Here is a 23,474-nt window from a genome sequence, read left to right as displayed (position 1 = left end):
CAAACTTGTATAACCCGATCAGGAATAACAAATTTGCATGTATAGTCAATTTAAAATTAATTCAATAACCTGTATAGCCATACACGGATAAGACAGCGCTTAATCCGGCTCCAGCTATACAAGGTCTGACCAGGCTCTAACCTCGGTCTATACTCGGTGCTAACTCGGTGAGAAGCGTGTTAAAGGCGGGTCAGCAACGCGTTTGATCCGGCCTTAATTCCTTCTTTTTCCGCAGCAGTTTCCAGCTTCCTCTTTTTTGAGCTCAGCCTTTAGCGCTGGGTTTTTCCTTTTTTAAAAGCAAGGTTCGGGAAGTAAAAACCTTTTCAGAATTAATACAATAAAAAACTAAATTTGCAGCAATGAATTTAAACCGCATCATCCTGCTGCTCCTATTTATTTTTGTTGCAGGCCTTCATGAAGGGTATGCTCAGGTTCCGCCCATTCCGGTGGATACTTTACCGGCACGATCGGTTTATCCTAAGAAAATAGTGAAGGATGCCGCGTATTATGCGAGGAAGCAGTTCGTAACAGACTCCATCATGACGCATACCTGGATGCTGCCGGATGCTCTGATCAATAAGAACATCATTATAGACAGTATCCTGAAAGCAAATGTTTCCAGGCGCACGAACCTCTTTAACCGGTATCAGGAAATCGGGACGATAAAAAAGAGCAGCCCTTTCCGGACAGGGAAACCAGTTCCAAAAGGAGACCTGTGGATTCTTGGGGTTCTGGCGGTATTACTGGCCATATTTTCGGCCCTCAGGATCTCCTTTTCCAAGCAATTACAAAGCATCATCCAATCGTTTTTTAGTAACCGGATTCTGAATAACCTGAACAAGGAAGATAACCTGTTTACCTCATGGCCTTTTCTCCTTTTATTTGTGCAGTTTGGCTTTACTTTGGGCATGTTTTTTTACCTGGTTTCCCAGTATTATCACGTTACTTTTTCGAGCAGCGGATTCCAGTTTTATGTAAGTATTTCGATACTTATAGTGGTCTTATACGTCTTTAAAATTATCATTTTACGGATATTAGGCTACCTTTTTGATGTGCAGAAAGCCGTAAATGAATATGTTTCTATATTATATTTAAGTTACTTTAATCTTTCCCTGGTGTTCATTCCATTGGTAATTGCTTTTGCCTTATCTCCTTTAAGGTATGGGCCTTACTATGTGGCAGCTTCTTTTGTACTTCTTGCAATTATTTTTACTTTCCAGTTTATCCGTGCAGGAATTAATATTTTATCTCATTATAGATTTTCTAAAGTCTATTTATTTCTGTACTTTTGTGCCCTCGAAATTTGCCCTATATTAATATTAATCAAGGCAATAGGATTTTAAAGCGGTAATTAGGTAAAATGCAAGAAAAGACAGAAGATAGGTTGCGTAAGGTTAAAAGTATATTAATCACCTTACCAAAACCAGAAACAGAGAAGTCTCCTTATTTTGATTTGGCAAAGAAGTACAACCTGAAAATTGATTTTAGATCATTCATTCATGTTGAAGGAGTTCCAGCCAGAGACTTCAGAAAGGACAAAATCACATTGGGTGATTTTACTGCAGTAGTGTTCACCAGCAGAAATGCAGTAGATCATTTCTTCAGAATTTGCGAAGAAATGAGATATGAGGTTCCTGCTGACCTGAAATATTTCTGTATTTCAGAGTCTACCGCCCTGTATTTGCAAAAATACATTCAGTATAGAAAACGTAAAATCTTCTTTGGTAAACAGACTGCAGCCGACCTGGCTGAAGTGTTGAAAAAACATGCCAATGAGAAATTCCTATACCCATGCTCTGATATGGCAACGGAAGATACCATGAATTTCCTTCAAAAAAATGGATACGACTTTACACCAGCGGTATTGTTCAGAACAGTAGTGTCTGACCTTTCAGATCTGGCCGAAGTTTTCTATGACGTGATCGGATTTTTTAGCCCTTCCAGTATCCAGTCATTGTTTACCAATTTTCCTGATTTTAAGCAAAATAACACCCGTATCGCTGCTTTTGGCGTAAATACACATAAAGCGGTAACGGATGCAGGATTAATGGTAGATATCGCGGCTCCTTCACCGGAAGCACCGTCTATGATCATGGCTATTGAGAATTATATCAAAAAATCAAACAAATAGTATTAGCTTATATTTTTTGTAGCTTACAGTTTTTATTTTGCAGTTTTTTTTCGGAAGTTAGTACTTTTTAATTTTTAGGAGAAAGTACTTTCTGACAGGGGATTGGTGTAGACGAATGAACGGATAACTTTGTTCATTATTGCTTTTAGTCGCATTTTTATAGTCTAATAGTTGTTTATGTGAATCTTAATCTATAAAATTGCTATAAAATTGTCTGACTATATGATGAGAAATATCTACTTTTTTGGATTTATTGCTACAATACTATTGGCCAGCTGCGGAAAAGGCGGACAGGGAGAATTGGTTGGAGTATACAATAAAAAGTTCAAAAACAACCGGGTTCCCTTAGGAATGGTATACGTACCTCCCGGACGGACACTGATCGGAATGTCTGACGAAGACATTAACAACTCTCAAAGCTCTCCAAGCCGAATGACCTCATTTAGCGCTTTCTTCATGGACCAGACCGAGATTTCTAATGCAGAATACAGACAATTTGTAAACTGGGTAAGAGATTCTGTGGCCATCACTTCTTTGGGCCCAAGCGGTGCTGCCGCCTATTATAAGCCAGTACCTACCGGACAGCCAACCTCCGTTTCTGAACGTTATATCGACTGGAGGAAAGTTGGAAACGGTTCCAACCTATGGAGCACCAAATCAGGTGGTCTTGGTACTAAACTGACCGATATGTACTATAGCGGAGCAGATGCATTACCAGGTAGAAATGAAATTGATGTAAGAAAGCTTAAATATGCTTACAGTTATAAAAGTTCTGATCTGGCTGCCGAAGGCAGAAATGACCCGACCAAAAAAAGACAGGATTTTATCCTTACTTATACAGACCTTCCTGACCCTGCCAAATCAAATCAGTTTCCTTCGGTAAACGTTTACCCTGATACGCTGGTTTGGAAAATCGATTATTCTTACTCACAGAATGACCCGATGGTCAAAACTTATTTTAATCACCCTTCTTACGACGATTACCCTGTGGTTGGTGTAAACTGGGAACAAGCTACTGCTTTTTGTGTATGGCGCACCCGTTTCTACGAATCCGTTGCCGTATCGAGAAAACAACCCTTGAATTCAAGACCTGAATATCAGTTGCCAAGTGATGCGCAATTTGAATATGCAGCAAGAGGTGGTAATGTGAAAACGAAATATCCATGGGGTGGCCCTTATGTGCGCAATACCAAAGGATGTATGCAGGCTAATTTTAAAGTAGGACGTGGAAATTATTCTGATGATGGCGGTTTATATACCGTAAACGTAAAATCTTATTTCCCGAATGATTACGGATTATACAATATGGCTGGTAACGTAGCCGAATGGACGGTTACCGCTTATAATCAATCCGCAGCACCTTTATTGCTGGATTTTAACCCGAACTTTACTTACGTGGCGAAAGCTTCAGACAGCAAATACCTGAAACGTAAAGTGGTTAGAGGAGGATCATGGAAAGACATTGGATTCTTCCTTCAGAATTCTGTGGGTACCTATGAGTATCAGGATCAGGCGAGGTCATATATTGGCTTCAGGTGTATCTCTGCTTACCCGGGTTCCGACATCAAGAATAGAAACTAAAAACAACACATAGCACCTCTTCATCCTTAAAAGAAAATGGCAGCAGCAAAACGTAAATTCGATAAGATGCACCTGGCGATATCGCTTGGTGCCAGCGTAGTAATTCTTGGAGCACTCTTTAAAATCCTTCACTTAGGTGGGGTTTGGGGCAATTACATGATTGGGATTGGATTAGGCGTCGAAGCAATTTTATTTGCTTTAACCGGTTTTATCCAGCCAGAACCGGAACCGGAATGGGAAAAGGTATATCCGGAATTAAGAGCTGATTATGATGGGGAATTGCCGACATCTTCAGCGAGAGCTGCTGCTCAGCCGGCTGCGTCCTTCTCTTCTACTGCTGCTCTTGATAAAATGCTGGCAGATGCGAAGGTAGGACCTGAGCTGATCGAAAGCCTGGGTACAGGATTACGTACCTTTGGAGATAAAGTAGCTGCAATTTCTAATGTAGCAGACGCGTCGACAGCAACAAATGAATTTACCACTAAACTGAAAACGGCTTCTGCAAGTTTTGATTCTTTAAACGGTGCCTTCTCAAAAGCAACGGCACAATTGGTCGAAATTGGAGAAAGTACAGGCGCTTCTCAGGCCTATCATTCACAGGTGAATGCCCTTGCGAAAAACCTTTCTGCCTTAAACGCAGTTTACGAACTGGAATTACAGGATTCAAGCGCACATCTGAAGTCAATGAATAAGTTCTATCAGAACCTTTCCCTGACGATGAATAACTTCAATGAGTCTATGGAAGATTCCAAGCAGTTTAAAGATGAAGTAGGTAAGCTTGCTAAAAATCTATCTTCATTAAATGCGATCTATGGCAACATGTTGTCTGCCATGAATCAGCCACGTGTATAAGCATATTTAATTAGTTATCATTTAATCATAGACCTAATTAATAATGGCCGGAGGAAAACAAACGACAAGGCAGAAGATGATCAATATCATGTATTTGGTATTGTTAGCTATGCTTGCTTTAAACGTATCAGATACTATCCTTAATGCTTTTAAGAACATCAACGACAGCTTGGTGACTTCAAAAACAAATGTCAATCTCAGCATTGAACAATTGTTTGCTGCATTTCAGAATACTAAACTTAAAGATGAGCCTGCAAGGGCACAACCCATCTGGGAAAGCGCCAATAAGGCGAAAGCTTATGCCGATGAGCTGAGCAATTATATCCAGAAGCTGAAAGACCAGTTTGCGGTTGCCGGAAAAGGCATCGACCCGGAAACAGGCGATCTAACCGAGCGTTCCAATATGGATATTGCTCAGGGAATCATGATCAATCAGAAAGAAGGTGACAAGCTACAGGTGAAAATCAATGAAACCCGTGAGAAACTAATTGCGTTACTTAAGCCGGAAGACCGTAAAGGAATTACCTTTTCACTCGAAGCTAAGAATGCTGTGAAAGCGGTAAATGGTAAGAAAAACTGGGCAGACATCAACTTTGGTGAAGGAACGCCGCTTACCGCTGCAAATACGATTCTGACGAAACTGCAGTCTGACGTAAAAAATGCAGAAGCAGAAGTAGTCAAGAAATTGTTCGGAAATATGGACAAAGCACTGGTAAATCTGGATCAGTTTGATGCAGTTGCAGTGGCGCCAAGTTCCTATGTGATTCAGGGACAACCTTATACTGCTCAGGTGTTTTTAACGGCGAGCGATTCCCGTTCCAGCCCTGAAATCTCTGTAAATTCGAACCCGCTGTCTGTAAAAGATGGTAAAGGGGTATATACAGGAGGTACCGGAAGTGTCGGGGTATTTAAATGGGTTGGAACGATCCGTGTAAAACAAACCGATGGTAAAGTGATGGAGTATAAAACCCCGGAACAGACTTACCAGGTAGCGAAACCCTCCGCAACAGTATCACCGGATAAAATGAACGTGATCTATGCAGGTATCCCCAATCCTTTTTCTGTATCAGCTGCGGGCTTTCCTCTGGAAAGTGTAAAGGCGAGTATGGATGGTGGGACGATCTCTGGTGGCAATGGTAAATATACGGTCAACGTAGCGGGTAGCCAGGTTGGAAAAGAATTAAACATCAATGTTTCGGCATCAAGTGGCGGAAAGACTTTAAACCTGGGATCACAAAGGTTCAGGGTGAAAGCTTTACCGACGCCTAAAGCATTGGTAAAAGGTAAATCAGGCGGAAGTGTGGATCTGGAATGGCTGGAAAGTGCTGGTCTGATGGATACACAGCTGGATGATTTTGTTTTTGATGTTAAATACAGAGTGATCAGGTTCTCGGCAACATTTATCAATCCGAGATCCGACGCGGTTACGATACAGAATAGTGGTGGTGGATTTAGTGGCCAGGTAAAAGGGGCCTTGAATTCGATCAAGCCAGGAGCAACGGTGATCTTTAAAGACATTGTGTGTGAAGGGCCTGATGGCCGTCAGAAGGTTTTAGACGGCATCACATTTAGTGCAAAATAGGAGGGAACATGAAAAATATTTTAAGTATTGCGTTATTACTGTTATTAGGAATCGGAGCTTCTGCACAGGATAGCATCCCTCCCGCAGTAAAACCCTTGAAAAAAACAAAGATAAAAACGCCGCCTAAAGATGGCTTTTCGGCCAGAAAGGATGTGGATAGTGCCGTAATGGTTCCATATGCTGATGTAAGGGAAGAAGATGTGTACTATTCAAAACGCGTTTGGCGCGAGATTGATCTTAGAGATACGATTAACTCTGTTCTGAAAGCGGAGAATGCGAAACTGATCGACGTGTTGATGGAAGCGATCACCAATGAAGAACTTACTGCTTACTCTTCAAAAGATACGGTTGCAGGGAAAATTCTGGAGGATAATGATTCCTTTAAAATTGCTTTAACGGCACAACAGGCACTTCAGAACTTGCGCGGCGTGACCGAGGGAACTCCTGATGCCACGACCGGAAAGATCGCTGAACCTACTTTAAAAAAGCTGAGATCGGATGAGTTCCAGAAATACAGGATCAAAGAAGACTGGATTCTGGACACCAAACGCTCTATTTTTGAACCCCGAATCGTAGGTCTTGCACCGATGAAAATGGTAGAAGGAAACTGGCAGCCGGTATTTTGGATCTATTATGATGATGCCAGAGAATTGCTGACCAAGAAAAAGCTGATGAATCCGGGTAATGATGCCTCAGTCCTGACCTTTGATGATTTCTTTGTCAGACGTTTGTTCTCGAGCTATATCGTGAAGGAAACAAATCCAGGCAATAAAAACATTACAGATATGCTGGGCTTAACAGATCCTAAGGATCCGAGGAAACTATACGAATCAGAAAAGATTAAGAAATCTATCGCAGATTTTGAACAAAGCCTTTGGGAATATTAGTTTCCAAAAGTCATCGCATAAAAAATCCGGTCTTCTGTTAGGGGACCGGATTTTTTTATGCGTTATCTTTATTGAAATAATTCGTTAAGGCGAGGAGTTGTGCCTTATTGAGGACTTTCTGTAGTTCTGATTCTTCGGCCTCCGCAATCTTTTTTACGGATTTGAAATGACGCAAGAGCTTGTCGGCCGTCGTTTTTCCAATGCCTTCTATTTGCTCCAGCTCCGTTTTTAGTGTGCCCTGATCTCTTTTCTTCCGGTGGAAGGTAATGCCGAAGCGATGCGCTTCATCCCTCAGTTGCTGGATAACTTTAAGCGTTTCAGATTTCTTATCAAGGTATAACGGGTAAGGGTCTCCGGGGAAGAACAATTCCTCCAGTCGCTTCGCGATTCCGATCACGGCCACCTTCTTGTCTATCCCTAGTTTTTTTAAACTTGTCATTGCAGAGGATAGCTGTCCTTTACCACCATCAATGATGATGAGCTGAGGCAATGTTCCCTCTTCTTCCAACATACGCTTATATCGCCTTAAAACGGCCTCTTCCATGGTCGCGAAATCGTTGGGGCCTTCCACGGTTTTCACATTGAAATGCCGGTAATCCTTTTTTGAAGGTTTGGCATCTTTGAAAACCACAATTGCCGAAACGGGATACTTACCCTGGAAGTTGGAGTTGTCAAAACATTCGATATGTTTGGGCAGCTGGGTTAAACTCAGGTCCTTTTGCATTTGCGTTAAAATGCGGTCGGTTCTTAAATCCGGATTCAGCTTCTCATACTGGTTCAGCTTTTCCTTCCTGAAAAACAAGACATTTTTCTGAGAGAGCTCCAGCAGGTTTTTCTTTTCCCCAAGTTTGGGAACAGTAAACCGGATGTTTTTATCTTCAAGTATGATTTCAAATGGAACAACAATTTCCTTGGAGGTACTGTTAAATTTGGTTCTGAATTCCGTGATGGCAATGGTTAACAGCTCCTCATCGGTCTCGTCCAGTCGTTTTTTGATCTCGATGGTCTGGGTCTGAATGATGCTGCCATTCATGATTTTCAGGTAATTCACAAAAGCATAACGCTCATCAGAGGCAATACTCACAACATCAATATTGGTGATGGCGCTGCTCACTACCGTAGATTTACTCTGATATTTCTCGAGGACCACCAGCTTTCTCTGGTATTGATGGGCGTATTCAAAGTTGAGTTCCGCCGCTGCGTCCCTGATGATCTGTTTTACATCTTTGATGACATTCCCGATCTTTCCGTTCAGGATGTCTTTTATTTCTTCAATATTTCTGTTGTATTCTTCCTCAGCCTGGTAAGCCTGACACGGCCCTTTACAATTTCCGATCTGGTACTCCAGACAAACTTTAAACTTGCCGGCACTGATGTTTTTCTCCGTAAGGGGCAGGTTACAGGTCCGGAGGGTGTAAGTTTCTTTAATCAGGTCCAGAATGGTGTGCATCATGCCTCCAGAGGCATAGGGCCCAAAATAAGTAGAACCATCTTTTACCCTGTTTCTCGTCCAGAATACCCTTGGAAAAGGTTCTTTCTTGATGATAATCCATGGATAGGTCTTATCATCTTTTAGCATGATGTTGTATCTCGGCTGATGCTTTTTGATCAGGCTGTTTTCCAGCAGCCAGGCATCAATCTCCGTATCCACAATGGTGAAGGTGATCTTCCTGATCTTGGAAACGAGAACTTTGGTTTTCCCGTTCAGCTGTTTATCCTGATTGAAATAAGAACCAACCCTGTTTCTCAGGTCTTTGGCTTTGCCGATATATATCAGGGTATCTTCTATATCCCAATACTGGTAAACACCAGGCTTATGCGGAATATCGGCCAATACCTTTTTATAATCAAAAGCACTCATGGGAATTTGTTAAAATGATTAGAAGCCTAATTTCTCGTCCAGTTCAGTTTTCTGTTCCTGTTGTTGGTACTGGTTACAGTCGAAAGTAATGGATACTCCGTTTTTAGGTGGTTCAAAGTCGGCTTTACTCATCTTCAGCTTAGAACTGGCATATACGCGTTTCATAAAACCTGCATAGATGGGAAGGGCTGTCGTGGCTCCATCACCCTGTGCGGTACTGGTAAAGTGGAAAGCACGGTCTTCACAACCGGTCCATACACCAGCTACCAATTGAGGGGTAATCGCCATAAACCAGCCATCAGAGTTGGCATTGGTGGTACCTGTTTTTCCGCCGATAGGTCCGGTTACACCGAATCTGCCCGCCAGTCGCCATCCTGTTCCATTGGTAATTACACCACGGAGCATTCTGGTCATCACATAAGCCACTTCCTCCGATATTGCCGGAACCGGAATAGGTTTTTCACTGTACAATACCACCCCGTTTTTATCTTCTATTTTTAAGATATAAGTCGGTTTATTCCAGACGCCTTTATTGGCAAATACGCTATACGCACCTACCATATCATACACTGAGGCATCAAAAGAACCCAATGCAATGGATGGATAAGCGGGAACTTCTGAGGTAATCCCCATTTTTTTAGCTAAAGTAGCTACGGGTATCGGGCCTACCTGTTTCATCAGGAATGCCGCGATATAATTTTGCGACAGGGCCAATGCTTTTTGCAAAGTCAGGTATCCGGGAACCGTCCCTGAAGACCTTGGTGTCCACGGGGCACTTCCCGGCACTTCAATCGTTACCGGTTCGTTGAGCACACTGAAACAAGGAGAATATCCGTTTTCGATGGCTACGGTATAGGTAAAAGGCTTGGCGGTGGAACCTACCTGCCTTGTTCCCATTTTTACCTGGTCATACTTGAAATGTTCGTAATTGATTCCACCAACCCATGCTTTCACATATCCGGATTGTGGGTCCATGGCCATCATGGCATTTCTCAGGAGTAGCTTATAATATTTTACAGAGTCAATGGGCTTCATCAAGGTATCCACATTTCCTCTCCAGGTGAAAATACTCAGTCGGGTAGGGGTATTGAAATCAGCCTTAATTTCCTCACTTGATTTTCCTTCCAGCTGTAATGCTTTGTAGCGGTCTGATCTTCTCACACCCTGCTCAATCTGCATTTCCTTGCCTTTAAAAGGATTGCGTCCTTTCCAGCTGTTATTGAAAGAAACCTGTAAGGTTTTCATGTATTCTTTTTGCGCCTCTTCGGCAAACACCTGCATGTCGTAATTAATGGTGGTGGTAATTCTCAATCCATCTCTGTCCAGGTCATAGGGCGTCCCATCCGATTTAAGAATGGAGCGATCCTGAAAGATTTTCTTGATGTCGTTTTTTAAGACTGCCCTGAAATAAGGCGCAATACCATCATTTACAGTTGCCGCACTGAAATGTAAAGCAAGCGGTTTTTCTTTTTCTTTTTCAAAATCAGGTTCCGTCAGAAAATCGGCCTTTACCATTAAGCCCATAATGGTATTTCTACGGGCTAGGGAACGGTCCGGATTACGGGTAGGAGAATACCTGGAAATCCCTTTCAGGATGCCTACTAAGGTTGCCGCCTGCCCTACTGATAATTTATCGGGAGTGGTGTTAAAATAAACCCTTGCTGCAGATTTGATACCATAAGCCTGATTGCCAAAGTCGACAGTATTTAAATACATCACGATGATCTCTTCCTTGGTATAGTTACGCTCTAATTTAACGGCAATTACCCATTCCTGGAATTTCTGTAAAAGACGCTTGGCAAAGTTTTTTTGACGGCCTTCTTCGGAGAAAAGGTTCAATGCCAGCTGTTGGGTGATGGTACTTCCACCTTGTTTTTTTCCTATGATGGCATATAGAAATATCGTAAAGGTACGCTTGAAATCAATTCCTGAATGTTCTTTGAACCGGATGTCTTCAGTAGCGATTAAGGCATTGATCACATTCGGGGAGATCGCAGGGTAAGTCACATTAGAACGGTTCTGAACGAAATATGTGCCCAGAACTTTTCCTTCTTCGGTAACCACTTCAGAGGCTTGATTGCTTTTTGGATGTTCAATATCTCTGAAAGAAGGCAGTTCACCGAACAAGCCAAAACCTACTGCAATAATGAAGAGAGCAAATAAAACGATTCCGGCAATTAATACTTTCCAAAGTCTAAAATTGTACTTTCTGATGTCTTCTTGCGAAAGTGGTTTGTTCATTTTTAATAATTGTTTTTATAAAATTCCTGGTATTTATCCAGAATGTCCTTGCTGCTCAGCTTCTCGAAGTTTTCTTTGCTAATGATAAAGCTTTTATAAAGGTTCGCAGGGACCTTCATGATTTGTTTTAACTGTGGATCGATTCCCTCCGCATATGTTTTTGCGTCGTCGAAAGTACCAAAGTTTCCTACAAATATAAGCTGATCATTGTCAAATTCCTTCAATTGATGTCGCAGATTGTTCTCCGCATAGTTTCCACGGTTGAATTGTCCGATACCAAAACGGGAAGAACTAAGGGTTAAAGAGCCATCAGACACGTGTACTACATAATAATAGATAGTTGAAACTGCCGTGCTAAAAATGCCTGCTACTTTTACCGGGGCAACAGGTTTTTCTGCCGTAACCACCTTTTCTGTTGGAGGTACTACCGCTGGTGTTACTGCAGGTTGCGCAGTTTTGGTAGGGGTAAGAGGTTTCGCATTGGTAACAGGAGGGCTAACGACTGCTGTTGCCGGGAATTGTTGTCCAAAGAACTTAGGCTCGTTCGGATCAAAGTCAATCAGCGCAATTTGCCGCTTTTTGAACTCTTCCAGGTGCTGATTGATATAGCCAAGGTGTTCTTTTACCAATGGAACGATCAGTTTATCTTCTGTAAAGTTTGTGTTGATCTTTTCAAATTCTGTAATCAGGTTGTCCACATGGTTTGTTCTTCCTACGGCAATGGCTTTCAGATAGGCGAATTGCGGAGCGAGGTAGTTTTCAGGACTTGCAGCTAAAATTTCATCAGCCTGCTGAATCACAGCACTGAAATCCTTTTTCTCATACAGGTCGAAAAGGTCGTTGTACTTTTTATTGATTACAGTTTCCATTTCCGATTGTCTCAAAGAGAAGGAAGGATCAAGAATGGTCTTTGCATAAGTAGAAGAGGCATAGTCCTTCAGTACTTTGTTTTTAAAGACTTCAGCTTTTGCAGGATCAAGCGTTTTGTTCACCAGGAACAGGCCGTAATAAATAGAAGCCAGGCGGTTGTTGTTTGGAAAACGGTCCAGCAGGATCTGATAGATCTCAGCAGCCTCTTTGGGATCATTTAATTCCTGAAGATAGAAATTGGCAATTTCATGATAGGCATCAATGATCTTTTGATCTGACTTGACCATTAACTCTGGTGTAATTGGGAGCGATGCGGTAATGGCTTTAATTCTTGCCGCAGAATCAGGTGCAGCAGCAAGGAGACTATCCGGACCTCCGGCTACTTTGCCATTGTTCGTGCTGTAATTTTTGTTGATGTCCTGGATGGTTTCCTGAGCAGATGAACGGATGCTTTGACGCCAGTTGTTTTCCAGCTTCCTGTTGCCCCATTTCTTCTTGAATTCATTGTAACCGGTACTGATGGCATTGGAATTTGCAAAATAGAAGGTACTGCTGGTGTTTTTGTTTTTAGATCGTTTATCATTGCTGTTCTGGAATGGGTCCAGAGGGTTAGCAGTGTAACTTTCAGTGGTTTTGGCAGATGCGATCAGGGGGTTTGCCATCAGGTTGACCTTCGCCATACGTTCCGCTTCAGGAAGCTTTGCGATGGATTGAAGGGTGTCTTCCGATGAAATTATCTCATAGCGGTCGGTCAGGTATTGCAGGTTTTGATTTTTCTTGAGAATCAGCTCATAACCCGGATATGTTTTAGGCAGGGTATTCGTCGTACTGTCGTAGTACGCTTTTGCAGCCCGGTAATCCCTGAAGTGTTTGAAGTTAAGGTCTGCGATTTTTAAATAAGACAGGCCTTTCTGATAGTTGTTTTTTGTACTGTTGCGCACAGACAGCTGATAATATTTTTTTGCCTGATCGAAGTTCCCGTCTCTGATATACGTTTCCGCTACCTGATAATAGATCTGGTCATGGTAATCTTCATTTTTATCGTCTTTAAGCAGGGCAAGTAACTGGTCTTGTTTGTTTAATTTGACACCACTCATAAAGGCGTTGAGCTTAATGCGGTTTAAGTTGGCATTAAAGTACATTTCGAAAGGAGCACTGCTTTTTTCTACTTTCCGGTAATAAAGTAGTGCTTCCGGATAGTTTTCCAGCTGCTCAGAGAGCTGCGCCAGGATATAGGTCCAGCGCACGCGTTCGGCACCGGTTGAATTGGACTTTATCGCTTCTTTTAAGGCATTGATGGCCTCAAGCGGCATCCGCTGGTGGATATAGATCTGGGCGATTGTTGCCAGTGGATCTGCTTTGTTCTTTTTTTGTTCGGAAATGGCAATAGATAAAGTATCGAGCACTAAGGCGGCTTCACTGTATTTACTGAGCTGCATCAGACTTCGTGCTTTCCAGTCTAAAGCCTGAATATAACTTTTCTTATTGTTGGGGAAGTTTTTGGCGGTATAGTCGAAATATTCTGAGGAGTTGAAATAATTCTGTTTATAGAAGTTTGCTTTTCCCAGCAGGAGATAAGACTCATCTACATAATTACCGAAGCTTTTTTCCAGGAGGATTACCCTTGCTTTCTTGATGATCTCATCCATAGCAGGCATGCTTTCTGCCGGCTGACTATTGAATACATCGTATTTCTCCGGGCTGACATAGACTGGGAGGATTTCATCGTAATTGTCTGCATAGCCTTCCGTAAGTTCCTGCTGATGCTGGCTGAGGATGACATTTGCATTGTAGATGTAATTGTAACGGGAGGTGAGGTTCTGCATAGCCCTGCTTCCGGCAGTATCTTTATGTGAACTGCAGGAGTATAGGATACCGGAACAAAAGATAAATAGCGTTATCTTTAGAGAGTTGATTGCGTAATTTTCCAAAAAAATGCTGATTGAGTTAAAAGCTTATAACAACAAAATATATGCAAAAGTATTTTATTCAGCAATAACTTCTTAACAAAATGGGTTTTATTTGTAGGAGATTTAATTAAGATGGAGCCAAACGAAAAGAAAAAGAACATAAATAATTTCGCTAAATATTCTTCTGTCAGTTTTCAAATGCTGGCCACAATAGGCTTATTTGCCTTTGCAGGTTATAAAATTGATGAATACAGGCACAGTAAGACGCCAATCTTCACGGCAATTCTGAGCCTTATTGGTGTAATTATATCTTTGTATCAGGTTGTAAAACAACTGAATAAAAATAACGACTCATGATTTAAAATCGCAGTAATTCCCTACTTTTGTAAAAAATTACTGATTTGAGTTTAACGCGGTTTACCTTATATTATCTGTTATACAGCTTTGTTCTGGCTGTGATTGCTTATTTCCTTCCTGTTATTTTTCCTGAGCAGCTGATTCTGGTAAAGAAGTTCTGGCTGGTGTTTGGCTTTTTAGCGAGCATTACCTTCATCGCTTATATTCTTGCTGATTTAGGGATAAAAAAGAACCCGGAGACGGGAATTATGGCAATTATGGGATCAATTGCACTGAAGATGATTTTTTCTATGGCTTTTGTGCTGATTTACAGCTTAAAGAGCAAGGAAAACGGCTTTGTTTTCGTCCTGAATTTTTTTTCTTTATATTTATTGTTCAGCTTCTTTGAAATATACTGTTTGTTACGTAACTTGCGCCACCAAAATAAAAAGTAAAAATCTGCGAGTAAATGGATTGTAGCCACGTTTTTGAGTTTAAAGTGAAAAGGTTAATTGTTGTTTTTACGCTGTTTTTAGCGTTTTTTTCTGTTACACCCGCAGCTTTTGCTCAGGTTGACACAGCACAAGTAACAGAAGATTCCCATGCCCAACCAGAGGCAAAGGAAAAGTTTGACATTGGTAAGTTTGCACTACACCACATTGCGGATTCGCATAGCTGGCACGTAATCGGACATACCTATATCGATCTTCCGGTGATATTGTACACCAAAGCTGGATTTGTAAACTTCAGTTCTGCTGACTTTAACCATGATGATGATGGTAAAGTGATCGTGGAAAGAAAAGGCCAGCGCTTTGTGAAGATGCATGAGAAGATCTATTATGCTTCTGATGCAGCTAACGAGCACGGACAGTTCCTGAGCTTAGATGAGAAACATCATGCTTCAAATGAACGTCCTCTGGATTTATCCATTACCAAGAACGTTTGTACCTTGTTCTTATCGATCATCATTCTCCTTGTTGTATTTATCAATGTAGCCAATGGTTACAAAAAACGCGTAGGGAAATCGCCAAAAGGATTACAATCCTGGATGGAGCCGATCATCCTGTTTGTACGTGATGATATTGCAAAACCGAATCTTGGACATAAATATGAGCGCTTCATGCCTTATTTATTAACGGTATTCTTTTTTATCTGGTTTAACAACATGTTGGGTCTGATCCCATTCTTACCAGGTGGTGCCAACTTAACTGGTAACATCGCAGTAACCATGATTTTAGCCATCGCTACTTTCTGCCTTACGGTATTCAATGGTAACAAATACTACTGGAAACACATCTTTATGCCTGATGTACCATGGTGGATGTACATTGTAATGGTTCCGGTAGAGTTGTTCGGTATCTTTACCAAACCTATTGCCTTAATGATTCGTTTGTTTGCGAACATCACTGCAGGACACATTTTGGTGTTGTCATTAATCTGCCTTGTGTTTGTATTCAACAGCTTATATATTGCCCCGGTATCGATCGCGTTTGCTGTGTTTATTGGCGCCATAGAATTATTGGTTGCTTTTATCCAGGCCTTTATCTTTACCATATTGTCTGCCCTGTTTATCGGAATGGCAATTGAAGAACACCATTAATAAGAATTATTTTTTAACAACAATTAATATATAAAATCATGATTACAGGAAGTATTGCTGCAATTGGTGCAGGATTAGCTGCGATTGGCGCTGGTCTGGGTATCGGACGCATTGGTGGTTCAGCTATGGACGGTATTGCTCGTCAACCAGAAGCTGCCTCTAAAATTCAAACTGCAATGTTAATCGCTGCTGCCTTCGTTGAGGCTGTTGCGCTTTTCGCAGTAGTAGTTGCCCTAATGGGTAATGGCTAGAAATTAAAAGGTGCCAGGTATAATGCCTGGTACCATTTATTGTTAAAAAAGAACAAAATATTAATATATACATCAGATGGAATTATTATTACCTGAATTTGGCCTAGTTATCTTTCAATCCATTGCTTTCTTATTGCTAATGTTCCTATTGGCAAAATTTGCCTGGAAACCTGTTTTAGCAGCAATTAAAGAACGTGAGTTGTCGATTGATGAGGCTTTAAATAAAGCTGAACTGGCGAAACAAGAAATGACCCGTTTAACTGCTCAGAATGAGGAGTTGATGAAGTCTGCCCGTGCTGAACGTGATTTGATCTTGAAAGAAGCAAAAACGCTTAAAGATAGTATCGTTAATGAAGCTAAACTTTCCGCTCAGACTGAAGGCGCTAAATTAATCGAAAAGGCTAAAATTGAAATTGAAAACCAAAAGAAAGCTGCCTTGGCAGAATTGAAAAACCAGGTTTCTACTTTATCATTGGATATCGCAGAACGTGTGTTGCGTAATCAATTACAGGATAAAGCTACCCAACAGGATTTAGTTGCTAATCTTTTAAAAGATGTTGAATTAAACTAGTTGATAGTTTGTTTAGCCAAATTAGATAAAAATGTTAGAAAATAAAGCAGCATCGAGATACGCCAAATCGTTAATAGATCTTTCTACTGAGCAAAATGCTTTGGAAGAAATCAAAAACGATATGGTTCTTTTAGATCAGGTAATTGATCAGAATCCGGAATTAGAAGCCATTCTTAAAAACCCTATCGTTCCTTTGGATAAAAAGGCTGGGATTTTGGAAAATGTATTTGGAGCCAAAGTAAATGCGGTAACCAAAGTCTTCTTAAATCTGGTGGTAAAGAAAGGACGTTCTGAAATCTTATTCGGAACAGCTAAAGCCTTCATTCAGCAATACAATGCGATTAAAGGAATTGTAACTGCTGAGGTAACTTCAGCTACAGAACTGACTGATGCAAACAGAGCAGAGATCGTAGCGATAGTGAAAAAAGAAGTAGGCGCTAATGAAGTAGTGATTAAAGAAAAAGTTAATGACAAACTGATTGGCGGTTTTATTTTAAAGGTTGGTGATAAGCAGTTTGATGCGAGTATCGCCAATGGTTTGAATAAACTTAAAAAAGAATTTGCTCAGGGAATTGTTTAACTTGAGTATTTAATAATAGAAGATAACATATACTGATTTACAAAAGAAATAATATAAAATTATGGTAGAGGTAAGACCAGACGAAGTATCGGCAATTATCAGGCAACAATTGGCGGGCTTTAAATCAGAAGCAGAACTTGAAGAAGTTGGTACCGTATTGCAGGTGGGTGATGGTATTGCCCGTGTTTATGGTTTAACTAAAGTTCAATCCGGTGAGTTAGTTGAATTTGAAAACGGCTTACAAGGTATTGTTTTGAACCTTGAAGAAGATAATGTTGGTGTGGTTTTATTAGGCCCATCTGACACGATCAAAGAAGGTGATACGATTAAACGTACTAAGAAAATCGCCTCTATCAAAGTTGGTGAAGGTATGTTAGGTCGCGTGGTGAACACTATGGGTGAGCCAATCGACGGTAAAGGACCAATCATTGGCCAGACTTATGAGATGCCGATCGAGCGTAAAGCTCCTGGGGTAATCTATCGTCAGCCGGTTACTGAGCCTCTGCAAACAGGTATCAAAGCTATCGATGGTATGATTCCAATCGGTCGTGGTCAACGTGAGTTGGTTATTGGTGACCGTCAGATTGGTAAAACTGCGGTATGTATCGATACAATCATCAACCAAAAAGAATTTTACGAAGCAGGTAACCCTGTATTCTGTATATATGTTGCTTGCGGACAAAAAGCAAGTACTGTAGCGAACATCGTTCGTACGTTAGAAGAAAACGGTGCAATGCCATATACGGTTGTTGTTGCTGCTTCTGCTGCTGAACCTGCTCCATTACAGTTCTATGCTCCTTTCTCTGGTGCAGCGATCGGTGAGTTCTTCCGTGATACGGGTAGACCAGCACTAATTGTTTATGATGATTTGTCTAAACAAGCGGTAGCTTACCGTGAGGTGTCTCTATTGTTACGTCGTCCACCGGGTCGTGAGGCTTATCCTGGTGACGTGTTCTATCTTCACAGCCGTTTATTAGAGCGTGCTGCTAAGATCAACTCTAACGATGACATCGCTCAGGCAATGAATGACCTTCCTGAATCATTAAAAGGTATCGTTAAAGGTGGGGGTTCATTAACTGCACTTCCAATTATCGAAACTCAGGCTGGTGACGTTTCTGCTTATATCCCTACGAACGTAATTTCAATTACTGACGGACAGATCTTCTTAGAAACCAACTTGTTCAACGCAGGTATCCGTCCGGCAATTAACGTAGGTATCTCGGTATCACGTGTAGGTGGTAATGCGCAGATCAAATCGATGAAAAAAGTTGCTGGTACATTGAAATTGGATCAGGCTCAATACCGCGAGTTAGAGGCTTTCTCTAAATTCGGTTCTGACCTTGATGCAGCTACTAAATCAGTTCTTGATAAAGGTTCACGTAACGTGGAAATCCTTAAACAAGGACAGTTCTCTCCAATGACTGTTGAGAAACAGGTAGCAATCATTTATATCGGTACTAAAAACTTAATGCGTTCAGTTCCTGTAAATAAAGTAAAAGAGTTTGAAGCTGAGTATTTACAACAATTGGAATTACGTCATCCTGATACTTTGAAAGCTTTAAAAGCTGGAAAATTTGATGATCAAATTACAGGAGTGTTGGAAACTGTTGCAAAAGAGCTTTCCAGTAAATACTAATTACTCTCGACTGAAGAATAAAAAAGAATGGCTAATTTAAAAGAAGTAAGAATTCGTATATCATCGGTGCAATCTACACAGCAGATCACCAAAGCCATGAAAATGGTTTCGGCTGCGAAGTTGAAGCGTGCGACCAATGCGATTGTTCAGCTACGTCCGTATGCTACAAAGCTAAAAGAGATCTTAGGAAATCTTTCAGCAAGCTTAGAAGGATCATCGTCTCCGTTTATTCAGGAACGTGAACCAAATAAGGTATTGATTGTAGTGGTTTCTTCTAACCGTGGTTTAGCTGGTGCCTTTAACATGAACGTGATTAAAGCAACCAATAACTTAATCGCGGAAAAATATAGCGAACAATACAAAAAAGGTAATGTAAGTATCGTTGCAATCGGTAAGAAATCTCAGGATTTCTATGAGAAACGTAACTATAACGTCATCGGAAACAACAACGAAGTATATGCAGCGCTTACTTTTGAGAATGTAACCAAGATCACTGATTCGATCATGGCTGGCTTTGAAAAAGGAACGTTTGATAAAGTGGAGTTGGTGTACAACAGGTTCAAAAATGCCGCTGTTCAGATCATTACTACTGAGCAATTGTTGCCGCTGCCTAAAGCAGAAGCTGATGATGCGGTAAAATCTGAGCATCTGGTAGATTATATTCTTGAGCCTTCTCAGGAAGAAATCGTATCACAATTGATTCCTAAGTCTATTAAGACGCAATTGTATAAAGCCGTGTTGGATTCTCATGCTTCTGAGCACGGTGCCCGTATGACTTCAATGGATAAAGCAACTGAAAATGCCGGTGATTTGTTGAAAGCTTTAAAACTTTCTTACAACCAGGCACGTCAGGCGGCGATTACCACAGAGCTTACAGAGATTGTAAGTGGTGCAGCAGCATTGAACGGTTAATTTACCTGATATCTAATTTAAAGCCCTTATCCGCATGGATAAGGGCTTTTTTATTACTGTAAATTTAAGATGTTCTTGTCTTTAGGATATTTTACGGAATAACTGATCCGGATCGTTTCTGTGGCCCCTGCTTTCAGGCTCAGCTTCCAGGTAAGGACTCCGGTTTCTTTGTTGATTGCCGCACCTTCTGCAGCTAATAACTCCACTTCCATGTCTTTGTCTGTGGAGACCGGATACTGGTCTTTCAGCAATAGATTGACCGCTTCTTTCTTTCCGTTACGCAATCGGATCTCATAGGTAAAGGTTTGTTTTTTACTGCTTCCGATAAATTTAACGCCTGTTTGCTCGGCCACTTTTTCTCTTTTGATCGTGATTTTTTTATCTCGTCCCATACTTAAGTTTAAAGTATCCGTCGTTGCATTGGGATCGATGAAGGATTTGCCTACATAGCTGTTCTCGAAGATGATATTGGCTTCGCCAGGTAAGAGGTTCAATTTATCGTAATTTGTGATCTCCGCCATTAAGAATGCGTCACCGTCTACTTTAGGAACACTATAGTATTTGAAATTGGCAGGTTGGCTGAATTCTTTCAGCGTCACACTATGCGGCTTGCTGTTGGACGCGATATCATAAGGGATTTCAATGTCAAAAGAAGCATTTAACATATTCTCATTCTGGATAATTGAAACGCCGGCAACCTTTCCCTGAAGTTGCGATAGCACCGGCTGAGCAGCATCTGCCATTACTTCTTTGTTCATTGGCACGCGGGCCTCCATCGTCTGAATTCTGTTTTGATAGGCCTGTTTCTTGCGGTCATAAGCATATTGAGGTTCTCCAAATTCTAAAAACCAGGCAGATAATAGGGGAGCAGTGCCATTCTGAGATGGATTTCCCGTTGATAAACTAAGCTTCACCTTCTTCCAGTCCAGGCCTGTAGATTGTGTCACATTGGCTTTGTAAACGATGTTCAATGGAGAAGAAGTATTTTCCGCACGCAGGTCGTAAAAGGCGATCCAGGCCGCATTCGGACTCAGGTAGCTGACGTTGAAATCTGCGTTGCTCGCTGCTGTAGCCATCACCTGCAATACAATCTGACCCGTAGTTCCCGTTTTATCCAGACTTAACTCCTGCAACTGCTGCTGCATCCTGTCGATCCGCTCCTGCTGTTTAGCTTCTGCTTCTTTCAAACTGAAAATGTTGTTTCTCAATTCCAGCTGTTTGCTTTTATAATAATCGGCAACTTTGATCAGCTCTGCTACATTTACTCCGGTATTTACACCACCAATTGCTTGATTTTTATCGAGTAAAACCAATAGATTTTCTTCTACAATCCGCTTATTCTGTACCTTATTCAGCTCTCTTTTTACAATTTGTAAGCTGTCTTCGACTTTGATATAAGCCGGACTTTTATTCTCGGTTTTTAAGAAATCCCTGGAAAAACTGGTAGACAGGATCGTTACACTTGAAGGAACTCCGACCTGAATGCTGCTTTCGTCAATGGCATTGGCCATGTTGTTCAGGATGATTTCACTGGTTCCTGCCGGAATGCTGACTTTTACTTTATGATTGAGTTCTGCACCTGTACTGTATACGGTAACAGATTCCAACCGGCTGTTAAAGGAAAGCGGGGATTGCGCGTAGCTATAGGTAATGCTGAGTGCTGTAATTAAGGTTAAAAAAATTCTTTTCATTGGATTGTGTTTTTAATATAGATGCAATTATTAAAGATAATCCATAAGTTGGAAGATGCGCTGAAAATTATACGGATGTTATACCTCTTTTTGTTTAATTAATATTATTTTTGTGCCATAAATAAAAAAAGACTATGGCACAGACACCAACTCATAATACCGAAAGCATGAAAAGAGCTAATGAAGTATCCATCTATAAATTGATGGCTGTAGGAATTCTAATTAGCGTTTTAGGGGTTTATTTGCGTTTTGCCGGTGACTCTATGACTTTATCGATCGTATCCTGGGCAATTTTATTTGTAGGTGCTTTTATCGCTTGCAAAGGTGTATTCAAAATATTAGCTGCTTAATATTCAAGGCAGTATCTTCTTGGAATTCCTCATTGGCTTCTTGCTGATGAGGAATTTTTTTTGGCCTATATTTCCATTATTTTATTTTCATAGGTTACCTTATTGAGGTTCGGGTATTAAGAGAAAACCTTAACTGATTAATATTATGAAAAAATATTTAATCTATTGTGTCGTAGCAATAGCGATTTCCGCCTGCAATAAAGAAAATAAATCTTATGAAGCAACATCTGATACTGTTGCTGAAACTCTGGAAGCCAGTGATACCACCCTGACAGAGAAAATCATTAAGACAGCCGACATGCGTTTTAGGGTCAAAGAGGTGCAGCAAACCAAAGAAAAACTGGCAGATCTGGTTAAAGCAGAAGGAGGGACCCTCGCAGAGTTTTCCATTCAGAGCAACGTTGAGCGTTTTGAAAAGGTCGGATATTCTGCCGATTCCTTATTGGAACTTACTTCTTATCGTGTGGAAGGCATGGTCGTAGCAAAGGTCCCATCGGAGAAACTGGATGCTTTTACCAATAAAGTAGCAGGAATGGCCGTATTTGTAGACCATCAATCCATGAAAATGGACGATCAAAGTATCTCTTACCTTTCTAATAAATTGAAAAATCAAAACCGTGTCGAAGCAGTTGCACAACTGAACAAACATGCCAATAAGAAAAGCAATAACGTAGAGACCGCATTAAACTTAAAAGACGATTACATCGATAAGAAGATCGAAAATCTAAGCATAGATTCCAGGGTAAAGTACAGCGACATCACACTTAATTTCTATCAGGACAATACGGTTAAAAAGCTGGTGGTTGGGAATGATAACTTAGCGGACTACCGTCCCGGATTCTTTAGAAGATTGGGATTGAACATCCAGAATGGATGGGTCATCTTTAAAGAATTTATCCTGATCATATCCAACTTGTGGATGCTGGTCGTATTGGTGCTGGCTGGATATTTTGCTTTCCGCTATTACCGCAAAAAAAGAAAATCTGCCCTGGCAGCATAAAACTCCCGGAGGTTTTGAACACCCTGATTTGGCCACTCACCAAATCAGGTTTTTTTATTTATTTTAATCGCTTTTTATTGTCTTTGGCAAAGGCTTCCCATCCGGAATATGATTTCCCGGAACCTGAAGTACTGACCCGCTGAAAGGAATGACAAACTGCAACCGCTAAACCATCTGTCGCATCCAGAAACTCCGGGGTCTCCTTAAAATTCAATAACCTTTGCAACATGGCTGCCACTTGCTCTTTTCCTGAGCTCCCGTTTCCGGTAATCGATTGTTTGATTTTACGGGGCGCATATTCTGTGATTGGAATATTTCTGGATAGGGCTGCCGCCATGGCTACACCTTGCGCGCGGCCTAACTTGAGCATTACCTGGATGTTTTTTCCATAGAAAGGCGCCTCAAGTGCCATCGTATCCGGTTTATATTGATCAATCAATACCACCGTTTTCTCAAAAATCCGTTGTAGCTTTAAAAAATGGTCGTCTAAGTGATCCATGCGGACAATCCCCATGGTAATCATTTCGATTTTACTGCCCTTTTCCAAAATCACCCCATAACCCATAATCGAAGTGCCTGGATCGATTCCCATGATCACCCTTTCCTTTTTTTCAACCAACATAAAACAATAT

21 protein-coding genes are annotated in these 23,474 nt (G+C 41.1%); 16 read left to right on the top strand and 5 right to left on the bottom strand.

Features of this window, described 5'->3' with window-relative positions:
- Positions 1 to 359: 359 nt before the first annotated feature.
- The 6 genes from BLQ87_RS32150 to porN all read left to right on the top strand — a co-directional run bounded on the left by BLQ87_RS32150 (position 360) and on the right by porN (position 7,033).
- Positions 360 to 1,343 (top strand): DUF4271 domain-containing protein, encoded by a 984-nt coding sequence (locus tag BLQ87_RS32150; protein WP_074613006.1) that lies wholly within the window; start codon positions 360 to 362, stop codon positions 1,341 to 1,343.
- Positions 1,344 to 1,360: 17 nt separating this feature from the next.
- Positions 1,361 to 2,131, top strand: coding sequence for a uroporphyrinogen-III synthase (locus BLQ87_RS32145; RefSeq protein WP_074613005.1), 771 nt, complete (start codon positions 1,361 to 1,363; stop codon positions 2,129 to 2,131).
- Between the two features lie 225 nt (positions 2,132 to 2,356).
- Entirely contained in the window at positions 2,357 to 3,712 is a 1,356-nt protein-coding gene (porK, locus tag BLQ87_RS32140; RefSeq protein ID WP_074613004.1) for a T9SS ring complex lipoprotein PorK/GldK, read from the top strand.
- Between the two features lie 36 nt (positions 3,713 to 3,748).
- Positions 3,749 to 4,564 (top strand): type IX secretion system motor protein PorL/GldL, encoded by an 816-nt coding sequence (gene porL, locus BLQ87_RS32135; protein WP_074613003.1) that lies wholly within the window; start codon positions 3,749 to 3,751, stop codon positions 4,562 to 4,564.
- A 43-nt stretch (positions 4,565 to 4,607) separates the two neighbouring features.
- Positions 4,608 to 6,146: a type IX secretion system motor protein PorM/GldM gene (porM, locus tag BLQ87_RS32130; RefSeq protein ID WP_074613002.1), complete on the top strand. Its 1,539-nt coding sequence runs from the start codon at positions 4,608 to 4,610 to the stop codon at positions 6,144 to 6,146.
- Between the two features lie 8 nt (positions 6,147 to 6,154).
- Positions 6,155 to 7,033: a type IX secretion system ring subunit PorN/GldN gene (gene porN, locus BLQ87_RS32125; RefSeq protein ID WP_074613001.1), complete on the top strand. Its 879-nt coding sequence runs from the start codon at positions 6,155 to 6,157 to the stop codon at positions 7,031 to 7,033.
- 55 nt (positions 7,034 to 7,088) lie between these two features.
- On the opposite strand, the gene uvrC is transcribed toward porN, so the two are convergent.
- The 3 genes from uvrC to porW are packed head-to-tail and all read right to left on the bottom strand — an operon-like array spanning position 7,089 to position 13,936.
- On the bottom strand, positions 7,089 to 8,894 hold the full coding sequence (gene uvrC / locus BLQ87_RS32120; RefSeq protein WP_074613000.1) for an excinuclease ABC subunit UvrC: 1,806 nt from the start codon (positions 8,892 to 8,894) through the stop codon (positions 7,089 to 7,091).
- Between the two features lie 18 nt (positions 8,895 to 8,912).
- Positions 8,913 to 11,135, bottom strand: a complete 2,223-nt coding sequence (locus BLQ87_RS32115; protein ID WP_074612999.1) for a transglycosylase domain-containing protein — start codon at positions 11,133 to 11,135, stop codon at positions 8,913 to 8,915.
- A gap of 2 nt (positions 11,136 to 11,137) precedes the next feature.
- A complete protein-coding gene (gene porW, locus BLQ87_RS32110; protein WP_074612998.1) occupies positions 11,138 to 13,936 on the bottom strand; it encodes a type IX secretion system periplasmic lipoprotein PorW/SprE in 2,799 nt (932 codons plus the stop codon).
- Positions 13,937 to 14,047: 111 nt separating this feature from the next.
- Here porW and BLQ87_RS32105 point away from each other — a divergent pair, with 111 nt between their 5' ends.
- The 8 genes from BLQ87_RS32105 (at position 14,048) to atpG (ending at position 19,801) form a co-directional block, all read left to right on the top strand.
- The gene (locus BLQ87_RS32105; RefSeq protein ID WP_074612997.1) at positions 14,048 to 14,272 is read left to right on the top strand and encodes an AtpZ/AtpI family protein; all 225 of its coding nucleotides are present in this window, start codon (positions 14,048 to 14,050) and stop codon (positions 14,270 to 14,272) included.
- Positions 14,273 to 14,316: 44 nt separating this feature from the next.
- On the top strand, positions 14,317 to 14,706 hold the full coding sequence (locus tag BLQ87_RS32100; RefSeq protein WP_074612996.1) for a hypothetical protein: 390 nt from the start codon (positions 14,317 to 14,319) through the stop codon (positions 14,704 to 14,706).
- A gap of 14 nt (positions 14,707 to 14,720) precedes the next feature.
- Positions 14,721 to 15,851 carry a F0F1 ATP synthase subunit A gene (gene atpB, locus BLQ87_RS32095; RefSeq protein WP_074612995.1) on the top strand — a complete coding sequence of 377 codons (1,131 nt, stop codon included), beginning with the start codon at positions 14,721 to 14,723 and terminating at the stop codon, positions 15,849 to 15,851.
- A 41-nt stretch (positions 15,852 to 15,892) separates the two neighbouring features.
- A complete protein-coding gene (gene atpE / locus BLQ87_RS32090; RefSeq protein WP_062551197.1) occupies positions 15,893 to 16,102 on the top strand; it encodes an ATP synthase F0 subunit C in 210 nt (69 codons plus the stop codon).
- A gap of 76 nt (positions 16,103 to 16,178) precedes the next feature.
- The gene (gene atpF, locus BLQ87_RS32085; protein ID WP_074612994.1) at positions 16,179 to 16,673 is read left to right on the top strand and encodes a F0F1 ATP synthase subunit B; all 495 of its coding nucleotides are present in this window, start codon (positions 16,179 to 16,181) and stop codon (positions 16,671 to 16,673) included.
- A 31-nt stretch (positions 16,674 to 16,704) separates the two neighbouring features.
- A complete protein-coding gene (atpH, locus tag BLQ87_RS32080) occupies positions 16,705 to 17,253 on the top strand; it encodes an ATP synthase F1 subunit delta (RefSeq protein WP_074612993.1) in 549 nt (182 codons plus the stop codon).
- A gap of 61 nt (positions 17,254 to 17,314) precedes the next feature.
- Positions 17,315 to 18,889, top strand: a complete 1,575-nt coding sequence (atpA, locus tag BLQ87_RS32075; protein WP_074612992.1) for a F0F1 ATP synthase subunit alpha — start codon at positions 17,315 to 17,317, stop codon at positions 18,887 to 18,889.
- A gap of 27 nt (positions 18,890 to 18,916) precedes the next feature.
- Positions 18,917 to 19,801, top strand: a complete 885-nt coding sequence (gene atpG / locus BLQ87_RS32070) for an ATP synthase F1 subunit gamma (RefSeq protein ID WP_074612991.1) — start codon at positions 18,917 to 18,919, stop codon at positions 19,799 to 19,801.
- Between the two features lie 53 nt (positions 19,802 to 19,854).
- On the opposite strand, the gene BLQ87_RS32065 is transcribed toward atpG, so the two are convergent.
- Positions 19,855 to 21,492, bottom strand: coding sequence for a DUF4139 domain-containing protein (locus BLQ87_RS32065; protein ID WP_074612990.1), 1,638 nt, complete (start codon positions 21,490 to 21,492; stop codon positions 19,855 to 19,857).
- 134 nt (positions 21,493 to 21,626) lie between these two features.
- Here BLQ87_RS32065 and BLQ87_RS32060 point away from each other — a divergent pair, with 134 nt between their 5' ends.
- A complete protein-coding gene (locus BLQ87_RS32060) occupies positions 21,627 to 21,842 on the top strand; it encodes a hypothetical protein (protein WP_074612989.1) in 216 nt (71 codons plus the stop codon).
- Positions 21,843 to 21,987: 145 nt separating this feature from the next.
- Entirely contained in the window at positions 21,988 to 22,842 is an 855-nt protein-coding gene (locus BLQ87_RS32055; RefSeq protein ID WP_074612988.1) for a DUF4349 domain-containing protein, read from the top strand.
- Between the two features lie 58 nt (positions 22,843 to 22,900).
- Here the strand turns inward: BLQ87_RS32055 and ruvC are convergent, their stop codons facing one another.
- Positions 22,901 to 23,464 carry a crossover junction endodeoxyribonuclease RuvC gene (ruvC, locus tag BLQ87_RS32050; protein WP_073232117.1) on the bottom strand — a complete coding sequence of 188 codons (564 nt, stop codon included), beginning with the start codon at positions 23,462 to 23,464 and terminating at the stop codon, positions 22,901 to 22,903.
- Positions 23,465 to 23,474: the final 10 nt, after the last annotated feature.

Origin of the sequence: Pedobacter steynii (genome assembly GCF_900103665.1) — a bacterium.
In the GTDB taxonomy this organism is placed as follows: domain Bacteria; phylum Bacteroidota; class Bacteroidia; order Sphingobacteriales; family Sphingobacteriaceae; genus Pedobacter; species Pedobacter steynii.
Note: the sequence above shows the minus strand (reverse complement) of the source record. Positions and strands in the feature narration are given on the sequence as shown.

Coding starts and splice junctions, on each gene's coding strand:
- BLQ87_RS32150 (WP_074613006.1), top strand. CDS start 360: ATGAATTTAAACCGCATCATCCTGCTGCTCCTATTTATTTTTGTTGCA.
- BLQ87_RS32055 (WP_074612988.1), top strand. CDS start 21,988: ATGAAAAAATATTTAATCTATTGTGTCGTAGCAATAGCGATTTCCGCC.
- BLQ87_RS32115 (WP_074612999.1), bottom strand. CDS start 11,135: ATGAACAAACCACTTTCGCAAGAAGACATCAGAAAGTACAATTTTAGA.
- porM (WP_074613002.1), top strand. CDS start 4,608: ATGGCCGGAGGAAAACAAACGACAAGGCAGAAGATGATCAATATCATG.
- BLQ87_RS32065 (WP_074612990.1), bottom strand. CDS start 21,492: ATGAAAAGAATTTTTTTAACCTTAATTACAGCACTCAGCATTACCTAT.
- BLQ87_RS32145 (WP_074613005.1), top strand. CDS start 1,361: ATGCAAGAAAAGACAGAAGATAGGTTGCGTAAGGTTAAAAGTATATTA.
- porN (WP_074613001.1), top strand. CDS start 6,155: ATGAAAAATATTTTAAGTATTGCGTTATTACTGTTATTAGGAATCGGA.
- atpH (WP_074612993.1), top strand. CDS start 16,705: ATGTTAGAAAATAAAGCAGCATCGAGATACGCCAAATCGTTAATAGAT.
- atpA (WP_074612992.1), top strand. CDS start 17,315: ATGGTAGAGGTAAGACCAGACGAAGTATCGGCAATTATCAGGCAACAA.
- uvrC (WP_074613000.1), bottom strand. CDS start 8,894: ATGAGTGCTTTTGATTATAAAAAGGTATTGGCCGATATTCCGCATAAG.
- ruvC (WP_073232117.1), bottom strand. CDS start 23,464: ATGTTGGTTGAAAAAAAGGAAAGGGTGATCATGGGAATCGATCCAGGC.
- atpG (WP_074612991.1), top strand. CDS start 18,917: ATGGCTAATTTAAAAGAAGTAAGAATTCGTATATCATCGGTGCAATCT.
- porL (WP_074613003.1), top strand. CDS start 3,749: ATGGCAGCAGCAAAACGTAAATTCGATAAGATGCACCTGGCGATATCG.
- atpF (WP_074612994.1), top strand. CDS start 16,179: ATGGAATTATTATTACCTGAATTTGGCCTAGTTATCTTTCAATCCATT.
- porK (WP_074613004.1), top strand. CDS start 2,357: ATGAGAAATATCTACTTTTTTGGATTTATTGCTACAATACTATTGGCC.
- BLQ87_RS32060 (WP_074612989.1), top strand. CDS start 21,627: ATGGCACAGACACCAACTCATAATACCGAAAGCATGAAAAGAGCTAAT.
- atpB (WP_074612995.1), top strand. CDS start 14,721: ATGGATTGTAGCCACGTTTTTGAGTTTAAAGTGAAAAGGTTAATTGTT.
- BLQ87_RS32105 (WP_074612997.1), top strand. CDS start 14,048: ATGGAGCCAAACGAAAAGAAAAAGAACATAAATAATTTCGCTAAATAT.